The organism is Enterobacter sp. ENT02, assembly GCF_019219165.1.
Classification (GTDB): Bacteria; Pseudomonadota; Gammaproteobacteria; order Enterobacterales; family Enterobacteriaceae; genus Enterobacter; species Enterobacter mori.
In genome coordinates, this window is record NZ_JAHUWD010000003.1 from 659,145 (window position 1) to 684,144 (window position 25,000).

28 protein-coding genes are annotated in these 25,000 nt (G+C 56.7%); 16 read left to right on the top strand and 12 right to left on the bottom strand.

All coding sequences use genetic code 11. The features are described 5' to 3' along the window. Nucleotides 1-5: 5 nt before the first annotated feature. From nrdE to KW829_RS14175, 4 genes are all read right to left on the bottom strand, one after another. Nucleotides 6-2,150: a class 1b ribonucleoside-diphosphate reductase subunit alpha gene (gene nrdE / locus KW829_RS14160; RefSeq protein ID WP_218308447.1), complete on the bottom strand. Its 2,145-nt coding sequence runs from the start codon at nucleotides 2,148-2,150 to the stop codon at nucleotides 6-8. Next, nucleotides 2,123-2,533: a class Ib ribonucleoside-diphosphate reductase assembly flavoprotein NrdI gene (gene nrdI, locus KW829_RS14165; protein WP_126817634.1), complete on the bottom strand. Its 411-nt coding sequence runs from the start codon at nucleotides 2,531-2,533 to the stop codon at nucleotides 2,123-2,125. Before nrdI ends, nrdE begins: the two co-directional genes overlap by 28 nt. Then, on the bottom strand, nucleotides 2,530-2,769 hold the full coding sequence (gene nrdH / locus KW829_RS14170) for a glutaredoxin-like protein NrdH (RefSeq protein ID WP_108416426.1): 240 nt from the start codon (nucleotides 2,767-2,769) through the stop codon (nucleotides 2,530-2,532). Before nrdH ends, nrdI begins: the two co-directional genes overlap by 4 nt. A gap of 242 nt (nucleotides 2,770-3,011) precedes the next feature. Further along, nucleotides 3,012-3,338 carry a DUF883 domain-containing protein gene (locus tag KW829_RS14175; protein ID WP_010434339.1) on the bottom strand — a complete coding sequence of 109 codons (327 nt, stop codon included), beginning with the start codon at nucleotides 3,336-3,338 and terminating at the stop codon, nucleotides 3,012-3,014. A gap of 160 nt (nucleotides 3,339-3,498) precedes the next feature. Between KW829_RS14175 and KW829_RS14180 the strand changes: the two genes are divergently transcribed. After that, complete coding sequence (locus KW829_RS14180; protein ID WP_010434335.1) at nucleotides 3,499-3,843, top strand: DUF2002 family protein; 345 nt, start codon at nucleotides 3,499-3,501, stop codon at nucleotides 3,841-3,843. 32 nt (nucleotides 3,844-3,875) lie between these two features. Here the strand turns inward: KW829_RS14180 and alaE are convergent, their stop codons facing one another. Then, nucleotides 3,876-4,325 (bottom strand): L-alanine exporter AlaE, encoded by a 450-nt coding sequence (gene alaE, locus KW829_RS14185; RefSeq protein ID WP_218308448.1) that lies wholly within the window; start codon nucleotides 4,323-4,325, stop codon nucleotides 3,876-3,878. 492 nt (nucleotides 4,326-4,817) lie between these two features. Here alaE and stpA point away from each other — a divergent pair, with 492 nt between their 5' ends. Next, complete coding sequence (stpA, locus tag KW829_RS14190; protein ID WP_010434329.1) at nucleotides 4,818-5,222, top strand: DNA-binding protein StpA; 405 nt, start codon at nucleotides 4,818-4,820, stop codon at nucleotides 5,220-5,222. Nucleotides 5,223-5,260: 38 nt separating this feature from the next. On the opposite strand, the gene KW829_RS14195 is transcribed toward stpA, so the two are convergent. The 3 genes from KW829_RS14195 to KW829_RS14205 all read right to left on the bottom strand — a co-directional run bounded on the left by KW829_RS14195 (nucleotide 5,261) and on the right by KW829_RS14205 (nucleotide 6,349). Next, nucleotides 5,261-5,440 (bottom strand): hypothetical protein, encoded by a 180-nt coding sequence (locus tag KW829_RS14195; protein WP_010434327.1) that lies wholly within the window; start codon nucleotides 5,438-5,440, stop codon nucleotides 5,261-5,263. Between the two features lie 78 nt (nucleotides 5,441-5,518). After that, nucleotides 5,519-6,040, bottom strand: a complete 522-nt coding sequence (locus tag KW829_RS14200; RefSeq protein WP_089598176.1) for a rhodanese family protein — start codon at nucleotides 6,038-6,040, stop codon at nucleotides 5,519-5,521. Nucleotides 6,041-6,049: 9 nt separating this feature from the next. After that, the gene (locus KW829_RS14205) at nucleotides 6,050-6,349 is read right to left on the bottom strand and encodes a helix-turn-helix transcriptional regulator (protein WP_089598175.1); all 300 of its coding nucleotides are present in this window, start codon (nucleotides 6,347-6,349) and stop codon (nucleotides 6,050-6,052) included. 176 nt (nucleotides 6,350-6,525) lie between these two features. Between KW829_RS14205 and KW829_RS14210 the strand changes: the two genes are divergently transcribed. Continuing rightward, nucleotides 6,526-6,684: a YqaE/Pmp3 family membrane protein gene (locus KW829_RS14210; RefSeq protein WP_010434321.1), complete on the top strand. Its 159-nt coding sequence runs from the start codon at nucleotides 6,526-6,528 to the stop codon at nucleotides 6,682-6,684. Here the strand turns inward: KW829_RS14210 and KW829_RS14215 are convergent. Further along, nucleotides 6,681-7,610: a LysR substrate-binding domain-containing protein gene (locus KW829_RS14215; protein WP_089598174.1), complete on the bottom strand. Its 930-nt coding sequence runs from the start codon at nucleotides 7,608-7,610 to the stop codon at nucleotides 6,681-6,683. The genes KW829_RS14210 and KW829_RS14215 overlap by 4 nt on opposite strands. 320 nt (nucleotides 7,611-7,930) lie before the next feature. Between KW829_RS14215 and KW829_RS14220 the strand changes: the two genes are divergently transcribed. The 6 genes from KW829_RS14220 to KW829_RS14245 all read left to right on the top strand — a co-directional run bounded on the left by KW829_RS14220 (nucleotide 7,931) and on the right by KW829_RS14245 (nucleotide 15,526). Beyond that, on the top strand, nucleotides 7,931-8,536 hold the full coding sequence (locus KW829_RS14220) for an ankyrin repeat domain-containing protein (RefSeq protein ID WP_089598173.1): 606 nt from the start codon (nucleotides 7,931-7,933) through the stop codon (nucleotides 8,534-8,536). Nucleotides 8,537-8,643: 107 nt separating this feature from the next. Next, nucleotides 8,644-10,185: an acyl-CoA synthetase FdrA gene (gene fdrA / locus KW829_RS14225; protein ID WP_218308449.1), complete on the top strand. Its 1,542-nt coding sequence runs from the start codon at nucleotides 8,644-8,646 to the stop codon at nucleotides 10,183-10,185. Then, complete coding sequence (locus KW829_RS14230; RefSeq protein WP_172411100.1) at nucleotides 10,185-11,600, top strand: DUF1116 domain-containing protein; 1,416 nt, start codon at nucleotides 10,185-10,187, stop codon at nucleotides 11,598-11,600. The genes fdrA and KW829_RS14230 overlap by 1 nt, the downstream gene beginning before the upstream one ends. 11 nt (nucleotides 11,601-11,611) lie before the next feature. Continuing rightward, entirely contained in the window at nucleotides 11,612-13,192 is a 1,581-nt protein-coding gene (locus tag KW829_RS14235) for a xanthine permease (protein ID WP_218308450.1), read from the top strand. Continuing rightward, nucleotides 13,189-14,145, top strand: a complete 957-nt coding sequence (locus KW829_RS14240; RefSeq protein ID WP_218308451.1) for a carbamate kinase family protein — start codon at nucleotides 13,189-13,191, stop codon at nucleotides 14,143-14,145. The genes KW829_RS14235 and KW829_RS14240 overlap by 4 nt, the downstream gene beginning before the upstream one ends. A 1-nt stretch (nucleotide 14,146) precedes the next feature. Continuing rightward, the gene (locus KW829_RS14245) at nucleotides 14,147-15,526 is read left to right on the top strand and encodes an amidohydrolase family protein (RefSeq protein WP_218308452.1); all 1,380 of its coding nucleotides are present in this window, start codon (nucleotides 14,147-14,149) and stop codon (nucleotides 15,524-15,526) included. Between the two features lie 94 nt (nucleotides 15,527-15,620). On the opposite strand, the gene KW829_RS14250 is transcribed toward KW829_RS14245, so the two are convergent. After that, the gene (locus KW829_RS14250) at nucleotides 15,621-16,541 is read right to left on the bottom strand and encodes a LysR substrate-binding domain-containing protein (protein WP_100166244.1); all 921 of its coding nucleotides are present in this window, start codon (nucleotides 16,539-16,541) and stop codon (nucleotides 15,621-15,623) included. 214 nt (nucleotides 16,542-16,755) lie between these two features. On the opposite strand from KW829_RS14250, the gene KW829_RS14255 reads away from it, so the two are divergent. The 5 genes from KW829_RS14255 to KW829_RS14275 all read left to right on the top strand — a co-directional run bounded on the left by KW829_RS14255 (nucleotide 16,756) and on the right by KW829_RS14275 (nucleotide 21,538). Continuing rightward, nucleotides 16,756-18,087, top strand: a complete 1,332-nt coding sequence (locus tag KW829_RS14255) for an MFS transporter (RefSeq protein WP_218308453.1) — start codon at nucleotides 16,756-16,758, stop codon at nucleotides 18,085-18,087. Nucleotides 18,088-18,123: 36 nt separating this feature from the next. Continuing rightward, on the top strand, nucleotides 18,124-18,873 hold the full coding sequence (locus KW829_RS14260; RefSeq protein WP_089598166.1) for an SDR family NAD(P)-dependent oxidoreductase: 750 nt from the start codon (nucleotides 18,124-18,126) through the stop codon (nucleotides 18,871-18,873). 6 nt (nucleotides 18,874-18,879) lie between these two features. After that, the gene (locus tag KW829_RS14265; protein ID WP_218308454.1) at nucleotides 18,880-19,731 is read left to right on the top strand and encodes a transketolase; all 852 of its coding nucleotides are present in this window, start codon (nucleotides 18,880-18,882) and stop codon (nucleotides 19,729-19,731) included. Continuing rightward, complete coding sequence (locus KW829_RS14270; protein ID WP_100166240.1) at nucleotides 19,731-20,729, top strand: transketolase family protein; 999 nt, start codon at nucleotides 19,731-19,733, stop codon at nucleotides 20,727-20,729. Before KW829_RS14265 ends, KW829_RS14270 begins: the two co-directional genes overlap by 1 nt. 74 nt (nucleotides 20,730-20,803) lie before the next feature. Then, nucleotides 20,804-21,538, top strand: coding sequence for a bifunctional 2-polyprenyl-6-hydroxyphenol methylase/3-demethylubiquinol 3-O-methyltransferase UbiG (locus KW829_RS14275; protein ID WP_172701699.1), 735 nt, complete (start codon nucleotides 20,804-20,806; stop codon nucleotides 21,536-21,538). Here KW829_RS14275 and KW829_RS14280 read toward each other — a convergent pair. Then, nucleotides 21,532-22,134, bottom strand: a complete 603-nt coding sequence (locus tag KW829_RS14280; protein ID WP_089598162.1) for a short chain dehydrogenase — start codon at nucleotides 22,132-22,134, stop codon at nucleotides 21,532-21,534. The genes KW829_RS14275 and KW829_RS14280 overlap by 7 nt on opposite strands. Nucleotides 22,135-22,231: 97 nt before the next feature. Here KW829_RS14280 and KW829_RS14285 point away from each other — a divergent pair, with 97 nt between their 5' ends. Together KW829_RS14285 and KW829_RS14290 are read left to right on the top strand one after the other, a co-directional pair. Further along, nucleotides 22,232-23,119: a LysR family transcriptional regulator gene (locus KW829_RS14285; protein ID WP_042715351.1), complete on the top strand. Its 888-nt coding sequence runs from the start codon at nucleotides 22,232-22,234 to the stop codon at nucleotides 23,117-23,119. A 20-nt stretch (nucleotides 23,120-23,139) separates the two neighbouring features. Further along, complete coding sequence (locus tag KW829_RS14290; RefSeq protein WP_218308455.1) at nucleotides 23,140-24,321, top strand: PLP-dependent aminotransferase family protein; 1,182 nt, start codon at nucleotides 23,140-23,142, stop codon at nucleotides 24,319-24,321. A gap of 46 nt (nucleotides 24,322-24,367) precedes the next feature. Here KW829_RS14290 and nudI read toward each other — a convergent pair whose 3' ends face one another. Continuing rightward, the gene (nudI, locus tag KW829_RS14295; RefSeq protein ID WP_218308456.1) at nucleotides 24,368-24,793 is read right to left on the bottom strand and encodes a nucleoside triphosphatase NudI; all 426 of its coding nucleotides are present in this window, start codon (nucleotides 24,791-24,793) and stop codon (nucleotides 24,368-24,370) included. Nucleotides 24,794-25,000: the final 207 nt, after the last annotated feature.

A 25,000-nucleotide genomic window follows, 5' to 3' on the forward strand; every position in this document is an offset into this window, starting at 1 on the left:
TCTCCTTACAGCGCGCAGGACACGCAGCCTTCGATTTCGGTGCCTTCCAGCGCAAGCTGGCGCAGGCGAATGTAGTAGAGCGTTTTGATGCCTTTCTTCCAGGCATAGATCTGCGCCCTGTTGATATCCCGCGTGGTGGCGGTATCCGGGAAGAAGAGCGTCAGCGACAGCCCCTGATCCACGTGCTTCGTCGCCTCGGCGTAGGTATCGATGATTTTTTCCGGGCCGATCTCATACGCGTCCTGATAGAGCGCCAGGTTCTCGTTGGTCATAAACGGGGCAGGGTAGTAAACGCGCCCCGTTTTGCCTTCTTTACGAATTTCAATTTTCGACACAATGGGATGAATGCTCGACGTGGCATGGTTGATGTAGGAAATCGATCCGGTCGGCGGCACCGCCTGCAGGTTCTGGTTATAAATGCCGTAGCGCATCACCTCGTCACGCAGCTGCTGCCACATCTCGCGCGTCGGCAGAACGATCCCCGCGCGGGCAAAAAGCTCGCGCACTTTTTCGGTTTTCGGCTGCCAGTCGCCTTCAAGGTACTGGCTGAAATACTCTCCGCTCGCGTAGCGTGACTGCTCAAAGCCCGCGAAGCGCTGGTCGCGCTCGCGCGCCAGCATCATCGAGGTGTGCAGCGCGTGCCAGGTGACGGTGTAGAAATAGAGGTTGGTGAAATCCAGCCCCTCCGGACTGCCGTAGGCGATGCCTTCCCGCGCCAGATACCCGTGCAGGTTCATCTGCCCCAGGCCGATGGCGTGGGACGCGGCGTTGCCTGCTTCAATAGACGGCACGCTGCGGATGTGGCTCATGTCGGACACCGCCGTCAGCCCACGAATGGCGGTCTCCACCGTGCGGCCAAAGTCTGGGGAATCCATGGTGTGGGCAATATTCAGCGAGCCGAGGTTGCAGGAGATATCTTTCCCGATGTCCGCGTAGTCCAGGTTTTCGTCGTAGGTGGAGGCGCTGTTGACCTGCAAAATCTCCGAGCACAGGTTGCTCATGTTGATGCGCCCGGCAATCGGGTTCGCGCGGTTCACCGTGTCCTCGTACATGATGTAGGGATAGCCGGACTCAAACTGGATCTCCGCCAGCGTCTGGAAGAAATCGCGGGCGTTGATGTACTTTTTACGGATGCGTTCGTCGGCCACCAGCTCGTCGTAGAGGTCGTTTATTGCCACGTCGCCAAAGGCTTTGCCGTAAATACGCTCGATGTCATACGGCGAGAAGAGCGCCATCTCGGCATTCTCTTTGGCGAGCCGGAAAGTGATATCCGGGATCGTCACGCCGAGCGACAGGGTTTTGATGCGGATTTTTTCGTCGGCGTTTTCGCGCTTGGTATCCAGAAAGCGCAGAATATCAGGGTGGTGCGCATGCAGGTAAACCGCACCCGCGCCCTGACGCGCGCCGAGCTGGTTGGCATAGGAGAAGGCATCTTCCAGCATCTTCATTACCGGGATAACCCCGGAGGACTGGTTTTCGATGCGCTTGATTGGCGCGCCCGCTTCGCGCAGGTTCGAGAGCAGAAACGCCACGCCGCCGCCGCGTTTAGAGAGCTGCAGCGCCGAGTTCACCGCTCGGCCAATCGACTCCATATTGTCTTCGATGCGCAGCAGGAAACAGGAGACCAGCTCGCCGCGCTGGGCCTTGCCGCAGTTGAGGAAGGTCGGCGTGGCGGGCTGGAAGCGGCCGGAGAGGATCTCCTCCATCAAGCGTTCAGCCTGCGCTTCATCCCCTTGCGCCAGGGTTAACGCCACCATCACGGTGCGATCTTCAAAGCTCTCTAAGTAGCGTTTGCCGTCAAAGGTCTTCAGGGTATAGCTGGTGTAGTACTTCCACGCGCCAAGAAACGTCTGGAAACGAAAACCGCTGGCATGCGCGCGTTCAAACAGCTTCACCACAAAGGTGCGGTCGTAGCGGGTCAGCACGCGTTCTTCGTAGTAGCCTTCTTTAACCAGATAGTCGAGACGCTCATGCTGGCTGCCAAACGTCACCGTGTTAGGCCGAACATGGGCGGCAAAAAAGGCGTCCACCGCATCATGGTCTTTACCAAACTGGATGCGCCCCTCGCGGTCATAGAGGTTGAGCATCGCATTTAATGCGTGGTAATCAGGCGTTGCCTGCATTACGCGTTCTGCGGTTGTCGTTGCCAAAATTCGTTCACTCCTTTACGCACGTTTTCTACGTCCTGCTGTGTCCCCATCAGTTCGAAGCGATAGAGATACGGCACGCCGCATTTTTGAGAGATGACATCCCCGGCGCGGCCAAAGGCATCGCCGAAATTGCGATTCCCCGCCGCAATAACGCCGCGGATCAGTGCCCGGTTATGGGGATCGTTGAGAAAGCGGATCACCTGACGGGGAACCGCCCCCGCCGTACCCCCGCCGCCATAGCTGGGCACCACCAGTATGTAAGGTTCGTCTACCTGAATTCGCTCCCGCTCGTTAAGCGGGATGCGGGTCGCAGGCAGCCCGAGACGCTCGATAAAGCGGAGCGTGTTTTCCGAGCTGCTGGAGAAGAACACCAGCCCACTCATGCACCGGCGGCCTGAGCGGCGAGGCGGTTGATCATGTCCGGGCGAAAGCCAGACCAGCTGGTTTCTCCGGCAACGACCACCGGAAGCTGCCGGAAACCTTGCGCGCGCAGGGTATCGGCGGCATCGGGCACCAGGTCGATATTTACCATCTCAAACGCGACGCCGCGGCTCTCCATTGCACGTTTGGTTGCGTGGCACTGAACACAATCGTTACGAGTGTAAATAATAATGCTCATGATTCGTATTTCCATTTAGAATAAGAAAACGGCGCGATTGAACGCGTCAGGTTGTGTCTCTGTTGCTAAAGGAATACTAGATGTAGTTGTGATAATTATCAACCATACAAGATATGGGAAATTTAGATTGATAATGCCCGTGTGATGAGCACAACGGGGCAGGGCGTGCTGTACGGGTTTTACAGGCGTTCGGACAAAGAAAAGCCCCGGAGCCTGAGGCAACCGGGGCTGATAAGTCGTGTTTACTTACGCAGGCTGAGCAGGGCACCAACAAAAATACCGACGGCGGCAACCGTACCCAGTGCACAAAGCGGTTTTTCACGGACGAAGGTATTGGCACAGCTCACCGCGTCGCAGGCCGCCTGCGTGGCGCGAGAGCGACCATGCATCCGGGCACGGGTTTCACGCAACAGAGACTGAGCCTTACGTTTTGCGGCATCTGCTTCATCCTTCGCGTCACTTCCCCAGGACTTCAGCACTTCCTCTAGCGTGTCCGCTAATTGGCTGACATCATTACGAATATCCTGGGCATCATCATTAATATCGTTTCGGTTCGGTCTGTTAAACATAGGATCCTCCATAATTTTGCGTTCCCGTTTAGTCTAGTTCAGAAATTTAATATCTGAAGCGAGTCACGGCTTATTGAACAGTTTATGGAATATTCTGAAAGCCCTGCTAATGCTGAATACTGTAAGGTTGCCGGGCAGGAAAAGATAACGAGGAAGAGATATGTATTTACGACCCGATGAGGTGGCGCGCGTTCTTGAAAAAGAGGGATTCACCATGGATGAGGTGACATCTAAAGCGTATGGATATCGCCGTGGCGAGAATTATGTTTACGTAAACCGTGAAGCGAGAATGGGGCGCACCGCTCTCATTATTCACCCGACCCTTAAAGACAGAAGTTTGTCCTTTGCTGAGCCTGCCTCGGATATTAAAACCTGCGATCATTATCAGCAATTTCCGCTCTATTTAGGCGGTGAGACGCATGAGCATTATGGTATTCCGCACGGTTTCAGTTCACGGATGGCGCTGGAGCGTTTTCTGAAGGGACTGTTTGGCGACATTCAGTAAGTCTGCGACTGGCATGAGCCAGTCGCCCCACCTCATGCTTTTGCCAGGCTGTACTGGCTGACTTTAAACAGACGGCGGCAGTAGTCGAGAAAGTAGCCGTAGACCGCACCCATTAACATCGAAACCACGATATTTGAGCTGACCGCCGCCGCGATTTGATGCCAGTCTGCGCCCACGGTCAGCAGAATAGCCACATAAACCGGTGACTGGAATGTGACATACGCCAGCACATCGGCCAGATTTTTAACCCAACCTGCCGGGCTAATGCGACGGGCAAAGCGCATAATCGCATCGCGATATAATCCATAAGGCCAGGCAATAACGATGTTGACCGGTATGGCCACCAGACGAGATGAAAGTGACTGCTCAAAGGTCATTCCAGAGAGGAAAATTTCAATCAGCATGTTGACGACGGAACAGTAGACGACCATCGCGAAGGTATCCGCTACCGCATGGCGCAGGCGTGATTGCGGTGAGAACATGTCTGAACTCCTTGAGAAGCACAAAAGGTGATGTTTTATCGGTAAATCTTAGTGATTTAGATTGGTTTGTTTGACGCGTATAGCGTATCTCTCTGGCTTTGAACTAACAACTAGTGATAAATTTTTATTTGTTGGCGTTTATTCCACAAAATGCTCTAAATTTGTCTGTTTTTTGCTCGCTTCGTTATTTTCTCTTCTTCATGTATTTTTGTATTTATAAATCAATTAGTTATGTTGAGTCCTTTCAGGGGCCGTAACCGCGTCTTTGAGAGCCGCGTGATATTCTACAATTTGGCTCAAAGGTAACCGTATATTTTGATGCGGCAATTAATTCCCGAGACGCATGCGGTTCTCTCGGCAGATATATAAATTATTTATTTTAAAATATTTACAAAATTGTCCTGTCGCGCTGATGGGTAGATATTGCGTGCAAAATGAATTATTCTGTCGGCTGATTTCCGGTTTACTCCAAAGAAAAGGTTTTTAATTATTATGTCTTTGACGTTACAGAATCTTAATAATATCCGTACGCTGCGTGCAATGGCACGTGAATTATCCGTCGACATTCTTGAAGAAATGCTTGAGAAGGTCAGGATCGTTGTTGAAGAAAAACAACACGAGCAGTCGGAATTCGAGCAGCAACGTGCAGAGCAGCAGGATAAAATTAATGCGTTGCTGGAACGGATGAAAGCCGACGGTATTTCACCTTCCGATCTGCTCGGTACTGAACGCGTGCAGGCGGGCAAACCGGTGAAAAAACGCAAAGTGCGTGAAGCGAAATATCGCTTTATCGATGTGAATGGCGAAGAGAAAACGTGGACCGGCCAGGGCCGCACGCCAAAGGCGATTGCCAATGCGCTGGCAAACGGTAAAACACTGGATGATTTTCTGATTTAAGTCTTGAGCCGGGCGGACGTATCCGCCCGGTTTTACAATCAGCAGACGCCAAAATCACCGGCTTCGGTATATAACGTCACCTCTGCGGCTTTCAGGGTAAATGTCTCGCCCTGTTCATTGCTGGCCTGCACGACCACAATGCTGTCGTCCTTCACGTCGAGCACTTTCAGTTTTGGACCGCCCTGACGCGGCTGCACATAATCACCAACAGAAAACATAGTACCTCCTCTCATTTAGCGATCTTCACCTTAGCCCACGTCGTGCAAAGGGTACAGCATTAAACGGTCTGGTACTGCTTACGAGGTACGACGGTTCCACGGCATGATCTTCAGCAGCCGCGCCATGCCGCAAAAACCGGTCAGACCGGCAAACAGCAGGCCCGCCCCCACAAAACCACTCAGCAGGAAAAAGCCGCCTGAGAGCGTGTAGCCCAGCACCACGCCGAGCAGGATCAGCAGCCCCGCTGCAATTTGTACCTGCCGCATCAGGGGCAGAGGCTGTGATTTATCTTCGACGGTCAGCAGCCCGGCCTGTTTCCAGCCCTGAATGCCACCCTCAATGATGTATGCCTGCGCGGGAGAGGCCGCCTGTACCAGACGCGCGGCGTTGTTCGACGTTCTCGCACCGGACTGACAGTGGAAAATCACCGTTTCTCCTGCCTGAGCCTGAAGTGCGCCGGGTAAGGAATCCAGCGGGACGGAGTGGGCGAGGGCAATATGCTCGCGGGCATATTCATCAGTATCGCGAATATCAATCAGTTTAGCGCCCTCAGCAATAAGCGCAGTTGCCTGCTGTGGCGTAATCAGAGGAAGAGGCATGGCGGCTCCTTACGGGCAATAGAGGTGTTTGAGGGTGCTGATAATCTGGTATACAGCGTCATTCTTAATGGCGTAGAGAATGCGTTGGGCATCCCGCGTACTGCCTATCAAGCCTTCCTCACGCATGCGCGCAAGATGTTGGGACGTGGCGGACGCGCTCAGCCCTGTCGCGCGCGCCAGATCGCCCGCGCTGGTATTCGGTGAGCCGCAAAGTGTGCAGAGGATCAGCAGCCTGTGCGGGTTGCTCATCGCTTTCATTAATGCTGCGGCCTGCTCAGCGCTGGCCTGTAGCTGTTCAAGTTCAGTCATTTTGTTTTAGCGTTTCCTTAATTAAGTAAATGCTAAAGTAAAAGTGCGCGTTAAGCCAGTGTCAAAATCGTAAAAGAGGGTAAAAGAACGGCGGGGCAATGGCACAGCCGGGTAAACTGGCTACGCTTAGAGAGTGTTCTCTTTTTATTCAATTAGTTAGCTTGCACGGAGTCATTATGGGTTTTTGGCGCGTTGTTTTTACGATTATTCTCCCGCCGTTGGGGGTGCTGCTTGGTAAAGGATTTGGCTGGGCATTTATTCTGAATATCCTGCTGACCATTCTGGGCTACTTCCCCGGCCTTATCCACGCGTTCTGGGTGCAAACCAAAAGCTAAGCACGCCAGAGTAAATCGCTGTAGATCCCGGTCAGCACACCTTCTGGACTAAACTGCTGTTTGATCCAGCGCGTCACCTGACCGGTCGCGGCATGCTGCGTGGCGAGCAGCATGCGCGAATCCTGGCGCGGGTTGTTAATGCGTCGCGTCGCCAGGAGTCCATCCTCCACCGCCTCTCTCGCCATGTATTCCGGCAAAAAGCCAATCCCTTCCCCCAGGATCTGACACTGGCATTTGGTGTTGAAATCCGGCACCAGAATCGCCTCCTGCCCGTGCAGCAGCCAGCCAACCTTTTTGTTAATGGTATGCGCGGTATCTTCCACCATGATGTTCGGATACAGGCGCAGCTGGCTCTCCGCTATCGGTTCGGGAACAAAGGCGAGCGGATGTTCCGGCGCGATGGCAAAGACCCAGCGAATAGCACCAATTTCCGTGTAATCAATCCCGCCGCCGTCGAGCAGCGTGTCCGGTGCGCCAATCGCGATATTGGCCTGGTTGTTGATAATAGAATCCCAGACGCCGTTGTAGACCTCTGTAGTGACGGTGATCTGACAGGTCGGAAACTGTTTTTTCAGCACCTGCAGCAGCCTGGCGGTGTGGCGCGGCGTATACAACAGCTGATTAATACAGATGCGCACCCTCGCCTCAATGCCCTGCGAAATGGTATCAATCCCGCGCTTGATGGCATGGAAGTCGTTTAGCAGGTCGGTGGCCTTGCGGTAAAAGTAAAAGCCGGACTCGGTCAGTTCGATGCTGCGCGTGTTGCGCACAAACAGCACTACGTCCAGCCCGGTCTCCATGCGCTTAATGGTGTAACTGATGGCGGAGGTCGTCACGCCCAGTTCGGCGGCGGCTTTGCTGAAGCTGCCAAAGCGCGCCGCGGTGGTGAAGGCCAGCAGGTTCTCTTCGGTAAAGATGGAATTCATATCTCACTCCCGTCAGCCATCAGTTTTGAACATATTTTAACAACGGTGTTACAACGCATTTGAAGCCGGTCACAGTTCTGACTATTTGCTGCAGGCCGCACTCGGTAAGGCTTCGTCAGGCATAAGCATAATGCAGCTTCGCGCGCTAAAACGCGGTTAAACATAAGAAAAAGGTTGCACAGACGCACGTTTTAACCGGTTTATTGAATTTAACTCAACAATGAATTGACTGTCGATGAATCATTTTTAAGCGGATTCTTTTATGACCAGGCTGTTGCTATTCTCAGGTCAACAGAAATAAAAAACATCGGAGTCTGAATATGTCTGAAACTGAACTCGTTACTGAATTTCTGCTGGCGGCAGAAGAGGGCAATAGCGATGCGCTAAAAGCCTGTCTGGAGAAAGGCGTGGATATTAACGCCACCAACCGTCAGAAAAGAACCGCGGTTATTATTGCCAGCCTGAAAAAGCATTATTCCTGCGTGGAGCTATTAATTGCCGCCGGTGCGGATATTGATAAACAGGACCAGACCTGCTTTAACCCCTTCCTGATTAGCTGCCTGACCAACGATATTACCCTGCTGCGCCTTGTGCTTCCGGCAAACCCGGATCTTGACCGCCTGACGCGCTTTGGCGGCGTGGGCATTACCCCTGCCAGTGAAAAAGGGCACGTGGAGATCGTGCGCGAGCTGCTGGAAAAAACGGATATCAACGTCAACCACACCAATTTTGTCGGCTGGACGCCGCTGCTGGAAGCGATCGTGCTTAACGACGGCGGCGCGAAGCAGCAGGAGATCGTCAAGCTGCTGCTGGATCACGGCGCGAACCCGCACATGACCGACAAATACGGCAAAACCCCGCTCGAGCTGGCGCGGGAAAAAGGCTTCGATGCGATAGCCGAGCTGCTGCTGGCGGCAGGCGCATAACGCATTCGGCCAGCCTTTTCCGGCTGGCCGTTAATTCAAAAGTATTTTTAACCGACGTGCATTTTGCACGACGGCGGCCCCCTTTTATCCGCTTTCAGGAGAAAATAATGCCAACGAAAATTGTGATTAAAAAGAATACGTATTTCGACTCCGTATCATTAATGTCCGTTTCCACCAAAGCCAATAAATTGCCGGGCGTCGAGCAGGCGTTTGTGGCCATGGCAACGGAAATGAACAAAGGCGTATTAAAAAACCTTGGGCTATTAACGCCAGAATTAGCCGAAGCCAAAAACGGCGACCTGATGATCGTGATTAAAGGCGACGCGGCGAATGATGAAACACTGGCGGCCATCGAAGCGCTGTTCACCCGTAAAGAGAGCGCAGGCTCCCATGACGCGCGCTACGCCACGATTGCCAGCGCCAAAACCCATCGTCCTGACGCAAACCTTGCGGTGATTTCCGTCAACGGTACCTTCGCCGCCCGCGAAGCGCGCCAGGCGCTGGAAAACGATCTTAACGTGATGCTCTTTTCCGATAACGTGTCGCTCGACGACGAGCTGGCGCTGAAGCAGCTCGCGCACCAGAAAGGGCTGCTGATGATGGGGCCGGACTGCGGCACCGCCATCATCAACGGCGCGGGACTGTGCTTTGCTAACGCGGTGCGCTGCGGCTCGATTGGCATCGTCGGCGCTTCCGGCACCGGCAGCCAGGAGCTGAGCGTGCGCATTCACGAATTCGGCGGCGGCGTGTCGCAGCTGATTGGTACCGGCGGGCGCGATCTCAGCGAGAAAATTGGCGGCCTGATGATGCTCGACGCCATCGACATGCTGGAAGCCGACGAGGGCACCCAGGTTCTCACGCTGATCTCCAAACCGCCAGCGCCAGCGGTGGCAGAAAAAGTGCTGGCCCGCGCCAGAGCCTGCCGCAAGCCGGTGGTCGTCTGCTTCCTCGGCCGCAGCGAACCGCCCGCCGATGAAGACGGCCTGCAGTTTGCCCGCGGCACCAAAGAGGCGGCTCTGAAGGCAGTCCTGCTTACCAGCATCAAAAAAGAGTCCCTGGACCTGCATCCGCTCAACTGGCCTTTGATTGAAGAGGTGCGCACCCGCCTGACCCCGCAGCAGAAGTACATTCGCGGCCTGTTCTGCGGCGGCACCCTGTGCGACGAGGCGATGTTTGCGGCGCTTGCGAAATTCGACGACGTCTACAGCAACATTCAGCCTGATCCGGCCAGGCGCCTGAGTGACATCAGCGTCAGTAAAGCCCACACCTTCCTCGACTTTGGCGACGACGACTTCACCAACGGCAAGCCGCACCCGATGATCGACCCGACCAACCGCATCAGCCGCCTGCTGCAGGAGGCGCGCGATCCAGAGGTGGGCGTCATCGTGATGGACTTCGTGCTGGGCTTCGGCGCGCATGAGGATCCGGTGGGGGTGATGCTTGATGCCATTAAGGAGGCGCAGGCCATCGCGAAGGCGGATAACCGTCCTCTGGAAATTCTCGGCTACGTGCTCGGTACCGACCAGGATCCGCAGTCGCTGGCGCAGCAGTGCCAGCTGCTGACCGACGCAGGCGTTATCTGGGCCAGCAGCAGTACCAACACCGGATTACTGGCACGCGAATTTGTCTGCAAAGGGGAGAAAGCATAATGACGACCTTATTCAACCAGCCGCTGAACGTCATTAACGTCGGCATTGCGATGTTCAGCGATGACCTCAAAAAACAGCACGTTCCCGTCACCCAGCTCGACTGGACGCCGCCGGGGCAGGGCAATATGCAGGTCGTTGAGGCGCTCGACCAGCTGGCCGAAAAACCGCTGGCGGAGAAAATCGCCACCGCCAACAAGCTTGCGCTTGAGCGCATTATTCAGTCCCATCCGGTACTGGTGGGCTATGACCAGGCCATTAACGTTGTGCCGGGCATGACCCGCACCACCATTCTGCACGCCGGTCCGCCCGTCTCCTGGGAAAACATGTGCGGAGCAATGAAGGGTGCGGTCACCGGGGCGCTGGTGTTTGAAGGGCTGGCGAAAGATCTGGACGATGCGGCAAGGCTCGCCGCCTCCGGAGATATTACGTTCTCGCCGTGCCACGAGCATGACTGCGTGGGCTCGATGGCGGGCGTCACCTCCGCGTCGATGTTTATGCACATCGTTGAAAACAAAACCTACGGCAATCGCGCGTTCACCAACCTCAGCGAGCAGATGGCGAAGATCCTGCGCATGGGGGCCAACGACCAGAGCGTCATCGACCGCCTGATCTGGATGCGCGACGTGCTCGGCCCGATGCTGCGCGACGCGATGAAGATTATCGGCGAAATCGACCTGCGCCTGATGCTGGCGCAGGCGCTGCACATGGGCGACGAGTGCCACAACCGCAACAACGCGGGCACCACGCTGCTGATCCAGGCGCTGACGCCGGGGCTGATCCAGGCGGGCTATCCGGTGGAGCAGCAGCGCGAGGTATTTGAGTTTGTCGCCAGCAGCGACTACTTCTCCGGCCCGACGTGGATGGCGATGTGCAAGGCCGCGCTGGACGCCGCTCACGGCATTGAGTACAGCACCGTCGTCACCACCATGGCGCGCAACGGCTACGAGTTCGGCCTGCGCATTTCCGGCCTGCCGGGGCAGTGGTTCACCGGCCCGGCGCAGCAGGTGATCGGTCCGATGTTCGCGGGCTATAAGCCGGAAGACTCCGGGCTGGATATCGGCGACAGCGCCATCACCGAAACCTACGGCATTGGCGGCTTTGCGATGGCGACGGCCCCGGCGATTGTCGCGCTGGTGGGCGGGACGGTGGACGAAGCCATCGACTTCTCCCGTCAGATGCGCGAAATCACCCTCGGCGAAAACCCGAACGTCACCATTCCGCTGCTCTCGTTTATGGGCATCCCAACCGCCATCGACATTACCAAAGTCGCGGGCAGCGGCATTCTGCCGGTCATTAACACCGCCATTGCCCATAAAGACGCGGGCATCGGCATGATTGGGGCGGGCATCGTTCACCCGCCGTTTAGCTGTTTTGAAAAGGCGCTGTTGACCTTCCGCGATCGCTACTTTTTATAAGGCAAGCATCCATGAAAAACATGAAACTGGAGTGGAAAAGAGGTGACTGGGCGGCGTATTTCGGGTTGATGACCAACAACCTGACCAATTTGCTGACCATGATGGGGCTGCTCATTTTTGTCGTCGGCATCCCGAAGGAGATTGTTTATGGGCGCATCGCGCCAGCCTTCGGGCTGGCGGTGCTGGTCGCAAGTATTTGCTACGCCTGGTTCGGCATGCAAATGGCGCGCGCCACCGGGCGAACGGATGTCACCGCGCTGCCGTCCGGCCCCAGCGCGCCGTCCATTTTTACCGTGACCTTCCTGGTGCTGATGCCGGTGTATCAGCAAACGGGCGATGCGGAGTTCGCCATTCAGATTGGCCTGGTGTGGTGCTTTGTTGAGGCGATGATCCTGGCGGGCGGTTCGTTCCTGGGTGAGACTATCCGCAAGATGATCCCGCGCACCGTGCTGCTGTCGTGCCTCTCCGGTTTGGGCCTGCTGCTGCTGGCGATGAACCCGATGCTGCAGGCGTTCGAAGCGCCGACCGTGTCGTTTATCGTGCTGCTGCTGATCTTTATTAACTGGTTCGGTAAAAAGCCCATTTTCGCCAAAATCCCGACCGGTCTGCTGTTGCTGGTTGCAGGAACGGCGCTAGCGTGGCTCTCGGGTCTGCAAAGCCCGGAAGCGATTAAAGCGTCCATGTCATCCTTCGGCTTTAACCCGCCGCAGGTGCACGTAGAAGGCTTCCTGCAAGGCCTGCCGCACGCGCTGCCGTATCTTGCCTCTGCCGTACCGTTGGGGCTGGCGAACTACATCTTTGACCTGGAAAACATCGAAAGTGCCCACGCGGCGGGGGATGAATACCCGACCCGCAAGGTGATGCTGGCGAACGGTCTGGCGTCGATGCTCGGCTGCCTGATGGGGAACCCGTTCCCGGTCACGGTCTACGTCGGCCATCCCGGCTGGAAAGCGATGGGGGCCAGCATCGGTTACACGCTGGCCTCGGGCGTGACCATGTTCATCGTGCCGCTGTTCGGGCTGGGGGCGTTTATGCTCGCCATCATACCGATGACCGCCATCGTGCCGATTCTGGTGTTTATCGGCGTCGTGACGGCCAACCAGGTAGTGAGGGAAACGCCCAAAGTGGAGGTGCCCGTCATCTTCATCTGCCTGTTCCCGTGGATCGCCAACTGGGCGCTGACCATGATGAACAGCGTGATGAGCGCCGCAGGCACCAGCGCGGGGAAAATCGGCACCGACGTGCTGCACAGCAAAGGGATCTACTACGAAGGGCTGATGCATCTCGGCAACGGCGCACCGCTCGCCAGCATGCTGTGGGGCTGTATCGCCATCTTCGCCATCATCAACAAACCGCTGCGCGGGGCTGTCGCCGCGGCGGGCGGGGCGCTGCTGGCGCTGTTTGGGGTGATCCATGCCCCGGTGGTGGGATTTGCCGAAGGCAGTTCGCTGATGTTCGTCACCGCTTATCTGATGATGGGCGGCATGTTTGTGGTGAAACATGTGCTGGATATCTCTGTTAATCCCCCTCTCCCTGTGGGAGAGGGCCGGGGTGAGGGCACCAGAACGCACCTTCTAAAGGAAACAAAATGAAAGAGCTTATGGTCGTCGCCATCGGCGGCAACAGCATTATCAAAGACAACGCCAGCCAGTCGGTTGAACATCAGGCGCAGGCGGTGAAAGCGGTGGCCGAGTCGGTGCTGGAAATGCTGGCCTCCGACTATGACATCGTGCTCACCCACGGCAACGGCCCCCAGGTGGGGCTGGATCTGCGCCGTGCCGAAATCGCCCACGAGCGGGAAGGGCTGCCGCTGACCCCGCTGGCAAACTGCGTGGCGGATACGCAGGGCGGCATCGGTTACCTGATCCAGCAGGCGCTCAATAACCGGCTTGCCGCGCGCGGCGAGCAAAAAGCGGTCACGGTCGTCACGCAGGTAGAGGTGGATAAAAACGATCCCGGCTTTACGCACCCGACGAAACCGATCGGTGCGTTTTTCAGCGAGGCACAGCGCGACGAGCTGCAGCGCGCGCACCCGGACTGGCATTTTGTTGAGGATTCCGGTCGGGGCTACCGTCGCGTGGTGGCTTCACCCCAGCCGCTGCGCATCGTTGAGGCCGACGCCATCAAGACGCTGACGCAAAAAGGCTTTGTGGTAATCGGCGCGGGCGGCGGGGGGATCCCCGTTGTTCGCAGTGAGCAGGGGGATTATCAGAGCGTCGACGCGGTGATTGATAAAGATCTCTCCACCGCGCTGCTGGCGCGCGAGATCCGCGCCGACGTGCTGGTGATCACCACTGGCGTGGAAAAGGTATGCGTCAACTTCGGCAAGCCAAACCAGCAGGCGCTGGATGCTGTAAACGTGGCGCAGATGGCGCGCTACATGGAAGAGGGCCACTTCCCGGCGGGCAGCATGCTCCCCAAAATCGTCGCCTCGCTGGAATTTTTACACCATGGCGGCAAGCGCGTGATTATCACCTCGCCGGACTGCCTGCCCGCGGCGCTGCGCGAAGAAACCGGTACCCATATTGTTAATGAAGGAAGTTAAGATGAGTGAAAATAAAAGCCGCCGCGAATTCATCAGCCAGAGCGGTAAAATGGTCACCGCCTGCGCGCTGTTTGGCGCTACCGGCTCCGTCGCGTATGCTGCGGATACCGCAAAGCCAACCTGCGAGACGGGCAAACTGATGAACATCACCGCTAAGCATTACTATCTGGACAACGTGCTGCTCGAAGCCGGGTTTAACGTTGACGGCAGCGTGGCGACAAGCACCCGCACCGAGCTGAAAACGCTGGAAATCAAAGACGGCAAGATCGTCGCCCTGCGCGACAATAAAAGCCATGCCGACGCCACGCTGTCGCACTATGACGCGGGCGGCAAGCTGATGCTCCCGGCGATGCGCGACATGCACATCCACCTGGATAAAACCTTTTACGGCGGCCCGTGGCGCTCGCTGAACCGTCCGGCGGGTACCACGATTCAGGACATGATCCGCCTGGAACAAAAAATGCTGCCGGAGCTGCAGCCCTACACCCAGGAGCGCGCGGAAAAGCTGATCGACCTGATCCAGTCGAAAGGCTCGAGCATCGCCCGCAGCCACTGTAATATTGAGCCGGTTTCCGGCCTGAAAAACCTGGAAAATCTGCAGGCGGTGCTGGCGCGCCGCAAAGCGGGGTTTGACTGCGAAATCGTCGCCTTCCCGCAGCATGGGCTGCTGCTGTCGAATTCTGAAAAGCTGATGCGCGAGGCGATGCAGGCCGGGGCGCACTACGTGGGCGGGCTGGACCCGACTAACGTTGACGGTGCGATGGAGAAATCTCTCGATCTGATGTTCCAGATCGCGCTGGACTACGACAAAGGGGTGGATATTCACCTGCACGAAACCAGCCCGGCGGGCGTGGCGGCGGTGAACTACATGGTCGAAACCGTGGAGAAAACGCCGGCGCTGAAGGGCAAACTGACCATCAGCCACGCCTTCGCGCTGGCGACGCTCAACGAGCAGCAGGTGGATGAGATCGCCACCCGCATGGCGGCGCAGCAGGTGACCATCGCCTCCACCGTGCCGATTGGCACCCTGCATATGCCGCTGAAGCAGCTGCGTGAGAAGGGCGTGTTCGTGATGACGGGGACCGACAGCGTGATCGACCACTGGTCGCCCTACGGTCTGGGGGACATGCTGGAAAAAGCGAATCTTTATGCGCAGCTCTACATCCGCCCGAACGAGCAGACGCTCTCCCGCGCGCTCGGTATCGCCACCGGCGACGTGCTGCCGCTGAACGACAAAGGCGAGCGCGTGTGGCCGAAAGCGCAGGACGACGCCAGCTTTGTGCTGGTGGATGCCTCCTGTTCCGCCGAAGCGGTGGCGCGCATTTCACCTCGTACCGCGACGTTCCACAAGGGCAATTTGGTCTGGGGCGTTGTGGGTTGACGTGCATTTCTCCCTCTTTCTGTGGGAGAGGGTTGGGGTGAGGGCATCAGGCCGCACTTTTGTACGTCGGGTAAGGCGAAGCCGCCACCCGACGTTACAGATGATACCCCGACAATCGCAACTCCCGGTCAATCCACTCGACAAACTGCTGGATTTTCCACGCGCGTTCGTTCATGTGCGGCATCACCAAATGGTGCGCGTTAATGGCGATCCCCATCTCATCCGGCAGCACCTGCACCAGCGAGCCATCTTTCAGGTGATCGGTTGCCATCATTTTACTCTCCAGAATAAACCCCAGCCCCATGCGCGCCGCTTCAAAGCTCATATAGGAGCGGTCAAAGCTCAGGCTAAAGTTCAGCCACGGTCGGTCAATGTTGTGCCAGGCAAACCATTTTTCCCAGTTTACCAGGGTGCTGGTGGAGGAGATGAGCGACTGTTGTAGTAAATCGGCGGGCGTGACGATGGGATGTTTTTCTGCATACTCCGGTGAGGCCAGCACCACCAGCGTGTCGTTTTTAATGGTCATCACCCGATAGGCATCCCAGTCCGGTATGCCGTGGCGGATATCAATGTCGATATTGTCTCTGGCGAACTGCAGGTTTTCATACGAGCAGGTGAGATTGATGGTGATATCGGGATACTCGGCGCGAAACTTACCCAGACGACGCAACAGCCATGACAACCCGAAGGTGGGCGAGGAGTGCACGCGAAGCACGGCGTTATCTTTCTCTTTGACGATCTGATCGGTAGCACGGCCGATGGCGCTCATTGCCGCTGAGACTTCCCGCAGATATTTTTCTCCCGTCGGCGTTAGCTGAACGCCTTTGCCGCTGCGGATGAACAATTTCTTGCCCATCCAGGACTCCAGCGACGCGATCTGATGGCTCACCGCCGAGGGCGTGACGTTGAGCTGTTCAGCGGCCTGATGGATGCTCAATGCGTTAGCGACGGCGATGAAAGCCTGCAGATTTCTGAGCGAGGGCAGAGATAACGTCTGGCGGTCCGGCGCGGACATGGCCTACTCCTTCTATGATTACTGATAAAAAACATAACATTGAGCCTACCGGCGGGCAATTTTATCCCGATGTTATTTTTTGAGCTGTATCGCGAATCAAATTTATCTCAGTAATAAATGAGTTTTATTGCATGGCGTTTCATTCGTGAGCCGATATATTGACGTTGAACATATAAATAAAACGACTCACGTTGTTCGAATGATGAGGTAAAATATGTCTCGTATAGAACAAGCTGTCCCCTACATAAACACTAAAAAAACCAATTATCGTTTCGTTGTGCTGGCACTGATTTTTATTGTCTATGCCATTAACTATGCCGACAGAACAAATATTGGTGCAGTATTGCCGTTTATCATTGACGAATTTCATATCAATAATTTCGAAGCCGGCGCTATTGCCAGTATGTTCTTTTTGGGATATGCCCTGAGCCAAATTCCGGCAGGCTTTTTTATCGCCAAAAAGGGTATTCGCGGCATGGTGGCACTGTCGATATTCGGCTTCTCCGCGTTTACCTGGCTGATGGGCACGGCGACCTCTGTTCTGGGGCTGAAGTGCATTCGTCTGGGGCTGGGATTAACGGAGGGGCCGTGTCCCGTCGGACTGGCCTCCACCATCAATAACTGGTTTCCGCCAAAGGAGAAGGCCACGGCCACGGGCGTCTACATCGCGGCCACCATGTTTGCGCCCATCTTCGTGCCGCCGCTGGCGGTGTGGATCGCCATGACCTGGGGCTGGCGCTGGGTCTTTTTCTCCTTCGCGATCCCCGGGCTGGTCATCGCCGTCCTGTGGTATCTGCTGGTGCGTACAAAGCCCTCCGAGAGTGCTTTCGTCTCGAAAGCGGAGCTGGAGACCATTACCGCCGGTCAGGAGACGCCGGATGCCAGACGAGACAATATCGTTATTTCACCAGGCTTTGCGCGCCTGGATCGCCTGATCCGCGTACGGGACTTAGCCCCGGTAAGCACGGTTAAAGGCCTGTTCACCTCAAAGAATATTCTCGGTGATTGTATGGCCTATTTCATGATGGTCAGCGTGCTGTACGGCCTGTTGACCTGGATCCCGCTCTATCTGGTGAAAGAGAAAGGCTTTACGTTTATGAGCATGGGGCTGGTCGCCAGCATGCCGTGCATTGGCGGATTTATCGGGGCAATTTTTGGCGGTTACGTCTCCGATAAGCTGCTCGGCCGTCGTCGCAAACCGACCATGATGTTTACCGCCGTCAGCACCGTCTTAATGATGGTCATTATGCTGAATATTCCGCAAAGCACCGTAGCGGTCTGCATCGGCCTATTTTTTGTCGGTCTTTGTCTGAATATTGGCTGGCCCGCTTTTACGGCTTACGGCATGGCCGTTGCGGACAGTAAAACCTATCCGATTGCTGCGTCAATTATCAATAGCGGCGGTAATCTCGGCGGATTTGTTTCACCGATGCTGGCGGGGTATCTGCTGGATAAAACAGGCAGCTTTAATTCTGTCTTTATTTATTTCGGTATTTGCGCAGCGATTGGCTTAGTGCTGATTATGCTTCTGGAAGAACCGAAATAATAAATTAAATCCCTCTTAAAAGAATGGAGTAACGATATGCTTCTGAAAGATAAAGTCGCCGTTATTACCGGCGCGGCTTCCGTACGCGGGTTGGGTTTCGCCACGGCAAAATTATATGCCGGGCAGGGCGCGAAGGTGGTGATTATTGATTTAGATGCCGAAGCCAGCCGGGCAGCAGCAGCGAGCCTGGGGGACGAACATCTGGGCCTTGCGGCGAACGTCAGCAACGAGCTTCAGGTCAACGCCGCCATTGAACAGGTGCTGGGAAAATACGGGCGCATCGACATTCTGGTGAATAACGCGGGTATTACTCAGCCGATCAAGCTGATGGAGATTAAGCGTGAGAATTACGATGCGGTGCTGGACGTGAGCCTGCGCGGTACGCTGCTGATGTCCCAGGCGGTAATCCCGACGATGCGCGCGCAGAAGTCGGGCAGTATTGTCTGCATCTCTTCGGTGTCTGCCCAGCGCGGCGGCGGCATTTTTGGCGGACCTCACTACAGCGCGGCTAAAGCGGGGGTGCTGGGGCTGGCAAAAGCGATGGCCCGCGAGCTGGGGCCGGATAACGTGCGCGTAAATTGCATCACGCCGGGGCTTATCCAGACGGATATTACCGCAGGCAAGCTCAGCGATGAGATGAAAACCGCCATCCTGGCGGGGATCCCGCTTAATCGCCTCGGCGACGCGCAGGATATCGCCCGCGCCGCGCTGTTTCTCGGCAGCGAACTCTCGTCTTACTCCACCGGCATCACGCTCGACGTGAACGGCGGCATGCTGATCCATTAAGGAGACATGAAGATGACGGATACGACAGTTCAACAGGTCGCCGCAGCCGCCTGGCGCATTCGCCGCTACGCGTTGCGAATGGGCGAAGTGCAGGGACAGGGCTACATCGGTCAGGCGCTGGGCTATGCCGACGTGCTGGCCACCGCGTTTGCCCACGCTATGAACATCAAACCGGGCGAGCCGGAGTGGGAAGGGCGAGACCGCTTTCTGCTCTCCCATGGCCACTACGCCATTGCCTGTTATGCCGCGCTGATCGAAGCGCGAATTATTCCGGAAGAGGAACTCGAAACCTACGGTTCGGATGACAGCCGCCTGCCGATGTCCGGCATGGCGACCTACACGCCGGGCATGGAGATATCCGGCGGTTCGCTGGGGCAGGGGTTAAGCATTGGTGTCGGCATGGCACTGGGGATGAAGCACAAGCAGAGCGCGGCATGGGTCGTCAACTCCATGTCGGACGGTGAGCTTGACGAAGGGTCCACCTGGGAAGCGGCGATGTCTGCGGCACACCATGGCCTGTCGAACCTGATCGTACTGGTGGATATCAACCGCCAGCAGGCTGACGGCAATTCGCACACCATTCTCGGTTTTGAGCCGCTGGAGGATAAATGGACCTCCTTCGGCTGGTACGTGCAGCGCGTAAACGGCAACGATGTCCCTGCGCTGGTGACGGCGTTTGACAACGCCAAACGCTACCCGGAAAACCAGCCGCGCGTCATTTTGTGCGACACCCTGATGGGCAAAGGCGTGCCTTTCCTCGAACAGCGAGATAAAAACCATTTTATTCGCGTGGACGCTGACGAGTGGCAAAAGGCTCTCGCCGTGCTGGATGCGAACAAACCAGAAGGAGTGCAGTAATGAGCCAGACCACGGAGAAAAAACCGCGTTTAACCACGTCGGCCATGATTGCCTCTATCGCGGAAGAAGGGCAGGAGACGCGCGCCGCACCGTTTGGCCACGCGCTGGTAAAGCTGGCGGAACAGCGCCCGGAGGTGGTTGGCATGACGGCGGATCTGTCGAAATACACCGATCTGCATATCTTTGCTCAGGCTTACCCGGAACGCTTCTTCCAGATGGGTATGGCTGAGCAGCTGCTGATGGGAGCCGCGGGCGGCATGGCGAAAGAGGGCTTTATTCCTTTCGCCACCACCTATGCCGTCTTCGCCACCCGCCGCGCCTACGACTTTATCCATCAGGTGATTGCAGAAGAGCACCTCAACGTGAAGATCTGCGCGGCGCTGCCGGGACTGACCACCGGCTACGGGCCGAGCCACCAGGCAACGGAAGATGTTGCGATTATGCGCGGTATTCCGGGCATGACGATTATCGATCCCTGTGACGCGATAGACACCGAGCAGGCGGTACCGGCGATGGCGGCGCACGATGGTCCGGTCTATATGCGCCTGCTGCGCGGCAAGGTGCCGGTGGTGCTGGATCGGTACAACTATCAGTTCAGGATTGGCAAAGCCGCGCTGCTGGAAGAGGGGCGCGACGTGCTGATCATCGCCTCAGGATTGATGACTATGCGCGCGCTGGAGGCGGCGAAACAGCTGCGTAAGGATAATGTCAGCGTGGCGGTACTGCACTCGCCCACGATTAAGCCGCTGGATGAAGAGACGATCCTGGCACAGGCCGCGAAGCCGGGACGGCTGGTCATTGTGGCGGAAAACCACAGCAGCGTTGGCGGGCTGTGTGAGGCTGTCGCGTCGCTGCTAATGCGTAACCGCGTGAATGTGGATTTCGATACCGTCGCACTGCCGGACGCATTCCTTGATGCGGGGGCGCTGCCCACCCTGCATGACCGCTACGGGATCTCAACCACCGCCATGGTGGAGAAAATCCGACGCAGGCTCTGATTTATCAGACGGATACGTTGTCAACGGGCGAGGGGTGTTTTACCCTCGCCCCAGTTGCGATAAAGGAGTCCGTCATGGCACAAAACATCTACGACAACCCGGCATTTTTCGAAGGTTACGCCCAGCTTCCGCGCTCGGTTCAGGGGCTCGACGGCGCGCCGGAGTGGCCCGCGCTTAAAGCCATGCTGCCGGATTTAACCGGCAAATCGGTTGTCGATCTCGGCTGCGGCTACGGCTGGTTTTGCCGCGCGGCGCGCGAGCTGGGCGCTGCTGACGTCACGGGCGTTGATATCTCCGAAAAGATGCTCGCCCGCGCTGGGGAGCTTACCGCTGACCCACAGGTTCACTATCAGCGTAGCGATCTGGAATCACTTGAGCTCAACGAGAACAGCCTCGATCTGGTCTACAGTTCGCTGGCGCTGCACTACCTGCCGGCGCTGGATGCCCTGTTTGCGAAGGTTCAGCGCGCGCTTAAGCCCGGCGGCAGCCTGGTCTTTTCCATGGAGCACCCCATTTACACCTGCGCCACCCGTCAAGGCTGGCTGACCGACGACAGTGGCGAGCGGTTCTGGGGCGTGAACCATTATCAGGAAGAAGGCAAGCGCGTCAGCAACTGGCTGGCGGACGGCGTTATCAAGTATCACCGCACATTGGGCACCACGCTGAACGCGCTGATAGGCGCCGGGTTAACGATAAGCGAGGTCAACGAGTGGGGGCCAACGCAGGCGCAGATTGACGCCTGGCCCGCGCTGGCCGAAGAGGCAGAGCGCCCGATGCTGGTGCTGATCGCCGCCCGTAAGGCTCAGTAACCCACCTTATACACGCGTCCGCTCTGCACGCCTTCCACGCTGCGACGGTAGGCCTGCGCCACGGTCGCGGCGGGAACACTCTCAAACCCCGGGAAGAAGCCGTCGTACGCTTCGACGGATTCGGTGAGTACCGTCGGGCTAATCAGGTTGATGCGGATCCCGCGCGGCAGTTCGCAGGCTGCAGCGCGCACAAACCCTTCCAGCGCCGCATTTACCGTGGTGGCATTCACGCCCTGCGCAATCGGCTCGTGCGCCACAATCCCGCTTATCAGCGTAATCGAGCCGCCTTCGTTCAGGTAGTGCTGGCCGGTCAGCGCCAGGCGCACCTGCCCCAAAAGCTTATCCTGCAATCCCCGGTTGAAATCGCTGTCCTTCATGGTCGCGAGGGGGCCAAAGTGAAGGCTGCCGCTGGCGGAGACAATCGCGTCCACCGGACCGATTTTCTCAAACAGCGCCTGGACGCTCGCCTGCGAGGTGATATCCACCTGATAGTCGCCCTGCGTGCGACCCACGCGGATGACTTCGTGACGACGACTCAGCGCTTCCGTTACTGCACGACCGACTGTACCGCTGGCACCAATAATGACGATTTTCATAGCAGACTCCTTATGTTGTGAGACTTCATTCTTTAATAAATAAAAAGTCAGATAAACTGGGCTAACGTTAGAAGATTGCTAACCAGAGGTTCGGAATATGGATAAGCTTCGCGGTATGGAGACGTTTATTGCGGTGGTGGAAAGCGGTAGCTTTACTGGTGCTGCATCACGTCTGGAGATGTCGGCGGTGATGGTGGGGAAGTATATTGCCCTGCTGGAAACCCAGCTCGGCACGCGACTGCTGGAGCGCAACACGCGCCGTCAAAGCCTGACCGACGCCGGGCGCGTCTATTTCGAGGAGGCGAAGCGGGTGCTGGAGCAGGTCTCCATTGCTGAAAATGCAGTCGAGCGGCTGCGTGCGGCGCCTGCCGGAACGTTGCGCGTCACGGCACCGACGTCGTTTGGTGGCTGTGTGATTGCACCGCTCACCGCCACCTATTTACAGCGGTATCCGGAGGTGCGTGTGGAGCTGGATCTCACCAACCGGATGGTCGATCTGGTGGATGAAGGGGTCGATCTGGCCATTCGCATTGGCGACATTCAAAACGACGATCTGGTAGCGAAGTATCTCTGCCCCTACCGGATGGTGATCTGCGCCGCGCCGGACTATTTAGCGCGCTACGGCACGCCACAGACGCCTGCCGATCTGGTGAATCATCTGTGTCTATCGCACACGGTGTGGACCGCGCGTAATGAGTGGCGGCTACCGGGCATGGAAGGAGAAGTGCGCTGGAAGCGGGATGCGATCTTAAGATGCAACGATGGCTATGGATTACGCATGGCGGCGCGGGCAGGTGCAGGATTACTGCTGCAACCGGAGGTGCTGGTGGCGGAAGAGCTGGCAAGCGGCAGGCTGGTGCGGGTGCTGGAGCAGTACACGCCCGCGCCGAGGCCGGTGCATTTATTGTGGCGTCAGGATTTACGTCAACTGCCTAAGCTTACGGAATTTATCGCCCATATTCTGCTAAGATTGGGCACAATATAAAAAAAGAAGGTAATCAAAGAATGTCTGCAAACAAACTCGCCAGCAGCGCGCAGGGCCTGCAATCTTCTGCCATCCGTGAATTATTAAAACATAGCAAAATGGCAGGGGTGATTTCGCTGGGCGGTGGTATTCCTAATCCCGAGCTGTTCGATCACGAAGGGCTTAAAATTGCTGCCGATTCCGTCTTATCACAGCATTTTGGCGAGGCGTTCCAGTACGGCCTGACGGAGGGCGTCCCGGGGCTGCGCGAGGAAATTAAACGCATCTGCGAGGGGCGCGGTATCGCCTGTAAGGCCGATGATGTCGTTATTACTTCCGGCTCGCAGCAATCACTGGACGTGCTGGCGCGTGCGTTAATCAACCCGGGTGACACCGTTGTCGTTGAGCGTCCAACCTATCTCGCCGCGCTGCAGGTCTTCGGCCTGGCGCAGGCCAACTTTGAATCCGTCGGCACCGACGGCGACGGTATGAAGGTGGATGAGCTTGAAGCGCTGGTGGCAAATAAAGCCATCAAAGCGGTCTATATCGTTCCAACCTTTGGTAACCCCGGCGGCGTGACGCTTTCCGAAGCGCGCCGTAAACAGCTGGTGGAATTATCAAAACGTTATGATTTCGTGATTATCGAAGACGACCCGTACAGCGAAATTAATTACACCGACGAAGTGTTCCGCCCGTTGATTGCTCACGCCAAAGATATCGGCAATGAAGAGAACGTGGTGTACACCTCCACCTTCTCTAAAATCCTCGCACCGGGAACCCGCGTGGGCTGGGTGCTGGTCCCCGAGTGGCTGAAACGTGCGGTGGTTAATCTGAAGCAAACCACCGATCTGCACACCAGCACGCTGTCACAGCTGATGACCTATGAGTACCTGAAAACCGGTCGTCTGGCGGGGCAGATTAAGATGATCCGCGAAGCCTATCGCCAGAAATACCAGACGTTTGCCACTGAACTGGAGGCCGAGCTGGGCGATGTGATGTCGTTCCACAAGCCGAAGGGCGGCATGTTCCTGTGGGCGAAAATGAACAACGGCATGAACACCACGCGCTGGCTGGAGAAGACGTTAAGCAACGGCGTGGTGTTTGTACCAGGTGAGTTCTTCTACTGCAATGAACCGGACCATACGACGCTGCGTATGTCGTTTGTGACGCCAACGGATGAGCAGTTGAAAGAAGCGGTTCGACGTTTGAAAATCTCGCTGTAAAAGACCTGCGCATAATGGCGCTCCTGCCGTTATGCGCAAGCCTTTCTTACAGCAGCCCTTTCTGGGCAAATGTCATACGAGTGGCTTCATTCAGATCCAAATCTTGTAAGGACGCCGGGCGAACCCAGGCAATTTCCTGAAACTCTTCGTTGAAGGTCACCTCACGGTTGGCGCTGATGCAGTCGAAGATCAGGTAAATCATATAAATTTCTTCCGTGGTGCCGTCGGCGTAGGTTTTCACCCGAGTGTCATCACGAAATGCCCAGGGTTTTACCTCGGTAATCTCCAGCGCGTCGCCAAGTTCCTCGCGGATTTCCCGGCGCAGCGCCTGTTCCATCGTTTCACCCGGCTCCATCCCTCCACCGGACAGCGCCCACTGGCCGGGAAATACGCCGCGATCGTCGGCCATTTTGCACAGCAGATAGGCCCCGTCGTTCTGAATGATGGGGCAGACAATGGTACGTTGGCGCATGGTTTCTTCCTGAAAATGAGTTTGAGCTACTTTAGCAGATTGGGGGGTGATGGTTATGTTAGAGGTGTTCGATTCTCGCTCCTTGGTTTTCTGCATTTTGTGATGCCCTCACCCCAGCCCTCTCCCACAGGGAGAGGGAGAAAATCATAGCGAATTTTTACTCCATGCGGATGTAGGCCGGGTAAGGCGGAGCCGCCACCCGGCGAT

Bases quoted from the DNA above. Each gene is read 5' to 3' on its own strand.
- KW829_RS14260 (WP_089598166.1), top strand. From the start codon at position 18,124: ATGCTTCTGAAAGATAAAGTCGCCGTTATTACCGGCGCGGCTTCCGTA.
- KW829_RS14280 (WP_089598162.1), bottom strand. From the start codon at position 22,134: ATGAAAATCGTCATTATTGGTGCCAGCGGTACAGTCGGTCGTGCAGTA.
- KW829_RS14250 (WP_100166244.1), bottom strand. From the start codon at position 16,541: ATGTCCGCGCCGGACCGCCAGACGTTATCTCTGCCCTCGCTCAGAAAT.
- nrdI (WP_126817634.1), bottom strand. From the start codon at position 2,533: ATGAGTGGGCTGGTGTTCTTCTCCAGCAGCTCGGAAAACACGCTCCGC.
- KW829_RS14215 (WP_089598174.1), bottom strand. From the start codon at position 7,610: ATGAATTCCATCTTTACCGAAGAGAACCTGCTGGCCTTCACCACCGCG.
- KW829_RS14240 (WP_218308451.1), top strand. From the start codon at position 13,189: ATGAAAGAGCTTATGGTCGTCGCCATCGGCGGCAACAGCATTATCAAA.
- KW829_RS14270 (WP_100166240.1), top strand. From the start codon at position 19,731: ATGAGCCAGACCACGGAGAAAAAACCGCGTTTAACCACGTCGGCCATG.
- KW829_RS14180 (WP_010434335.1), top strand. From the start codon at position 3,499: ATGTATTTACGACCCGATGAGGTGGCGCGCGTTCTTGAAAAAGAGGGA.
- KW829_RS14285 (WP_042715351.1), top strand. From the start codon at position 22,232: ATGGATAAGCTTCGCGGTATGGAGACGTTTATTGCGGTGGTGGAAAGC.
- stpA (WP_010434329.1), top strand. From the start codon at position 4,818: ATGTCTTTGACGTTACAGAATCTTAATAATATCCGTACGCTGCGTGCA.
- KW829_RS14175 (WP_010434339.1), bottom strand. From the start codon at position 3,338: ATGTTTAACAGACCGAACCGAAACGATATTAATGATGATGCCCAGGAT.
- KW829_RS14230 (WP_172411100.1), top strand. From the start codon at position 10,185: ATGACGACCTTATTCAACCAGCCGCTGAACGTCATTAACGTCGGCATT.
- KW829_RS14220 (WP_089598173.1), top strand. From the start codon at position 7,931: ATGTCTGAAACTGAACTCGTTACTGAATTTCTGCTGGCGGCAGAAGAG.
- nrdH (WP_108416426.1), bottom strand. From the start codon at position 2,769: ATGAGCATTATTATTTACACTCGTAACGATTGTGTTCAGTGCCACGCA.
- KW829_RS14195 (WP_010434327.1), bottom strand. From the start codon at position 5,440: ATGTTTTCTGTTGGTGATTATGTGCAGCCGCGTCAGGGCGGTCCAAAA.
- nudI (WP_218308456.1), bottom strand. From the start codon at position 24,793: ATGCGCCAACGTACCATTGTCTGCCCCATCATTCAGAACGACGGGGCC.
- KW829_RS14245 (WP_218308452.1), top strand. From the start codon at position 14,147: ATGAGTGAAAATAAAAGCCGCCGCGAATTCATCAGCCAGAGCGGTAAA.
- KW829_RS14275 (WP_172701699.1), top strand. From the start codon at position 20,804: ATGGCACAAAACATCTACGACAACCCGGCATTTTTCGAAGGTTACGCC.
- KW829_RS14290 (WP_218308455.1), top strand. From the start codon at position 23,140: ATGTCTGCAAACAAACTCGCCAGCAGCGCGCAGGGCCTGCAATCTTCT.
- KW829_RS14205 (WP_089598175.1), bottom strand. From the start codon at position 6,349: ATGACTGAACTTGAACAGCTACAGGCCAGCGCTGAGCAGGCCGCAGCA.
- KW829_RS14255 (WP_218308453.1), top strand. From the start codon at position 16,756: ATGTCTCGTATAGAACAAGCTGTCCCCTACATAAACACTAAAAAAACC.
- KW829_RS14210 (WP_010434321.1), top strand. From the start codon at position 6,526: ATGGGTTTTTGGCGCGTTGTTTTTACGATTATTCTCCCGCCGTTGGGG.
- fdrA (WP_218308449.1), top strand. From the start codon at position 8,644: ATGCCAACGAAAATTGTGATTAAAAAGAATACGTATTTCGACTCCGTA.
- KW829_RS14235 (WP_218308450.1), top strand. From the start codon at position 11,612: ATGAAAAACATGAAACTGGAGTGGAAAAGAGGTGACTGGGCGGCGTAT.
- KW829_RS14200 (WP_089598176.1), bottom strand. From the start codon at position 6,040: ATGCCTCTTCCTCTGATTACGCCACAGCAGGCAACTGCGCTTATTGCT.
- KW829_RS14265 (WP_218308454.1), top strand. From the start codon at position 18,880: ATGAAGATGACGGATACGACAGTTCAACAGGTCGCCGCAGCCGCCTGG.
- alaE (WP_218308448.1), bottom strand. From the start codon at position 4,325: ATGTTCTCACCGCAATCACGCCTGCGCCATGCGGTAGCGGATACCTTC.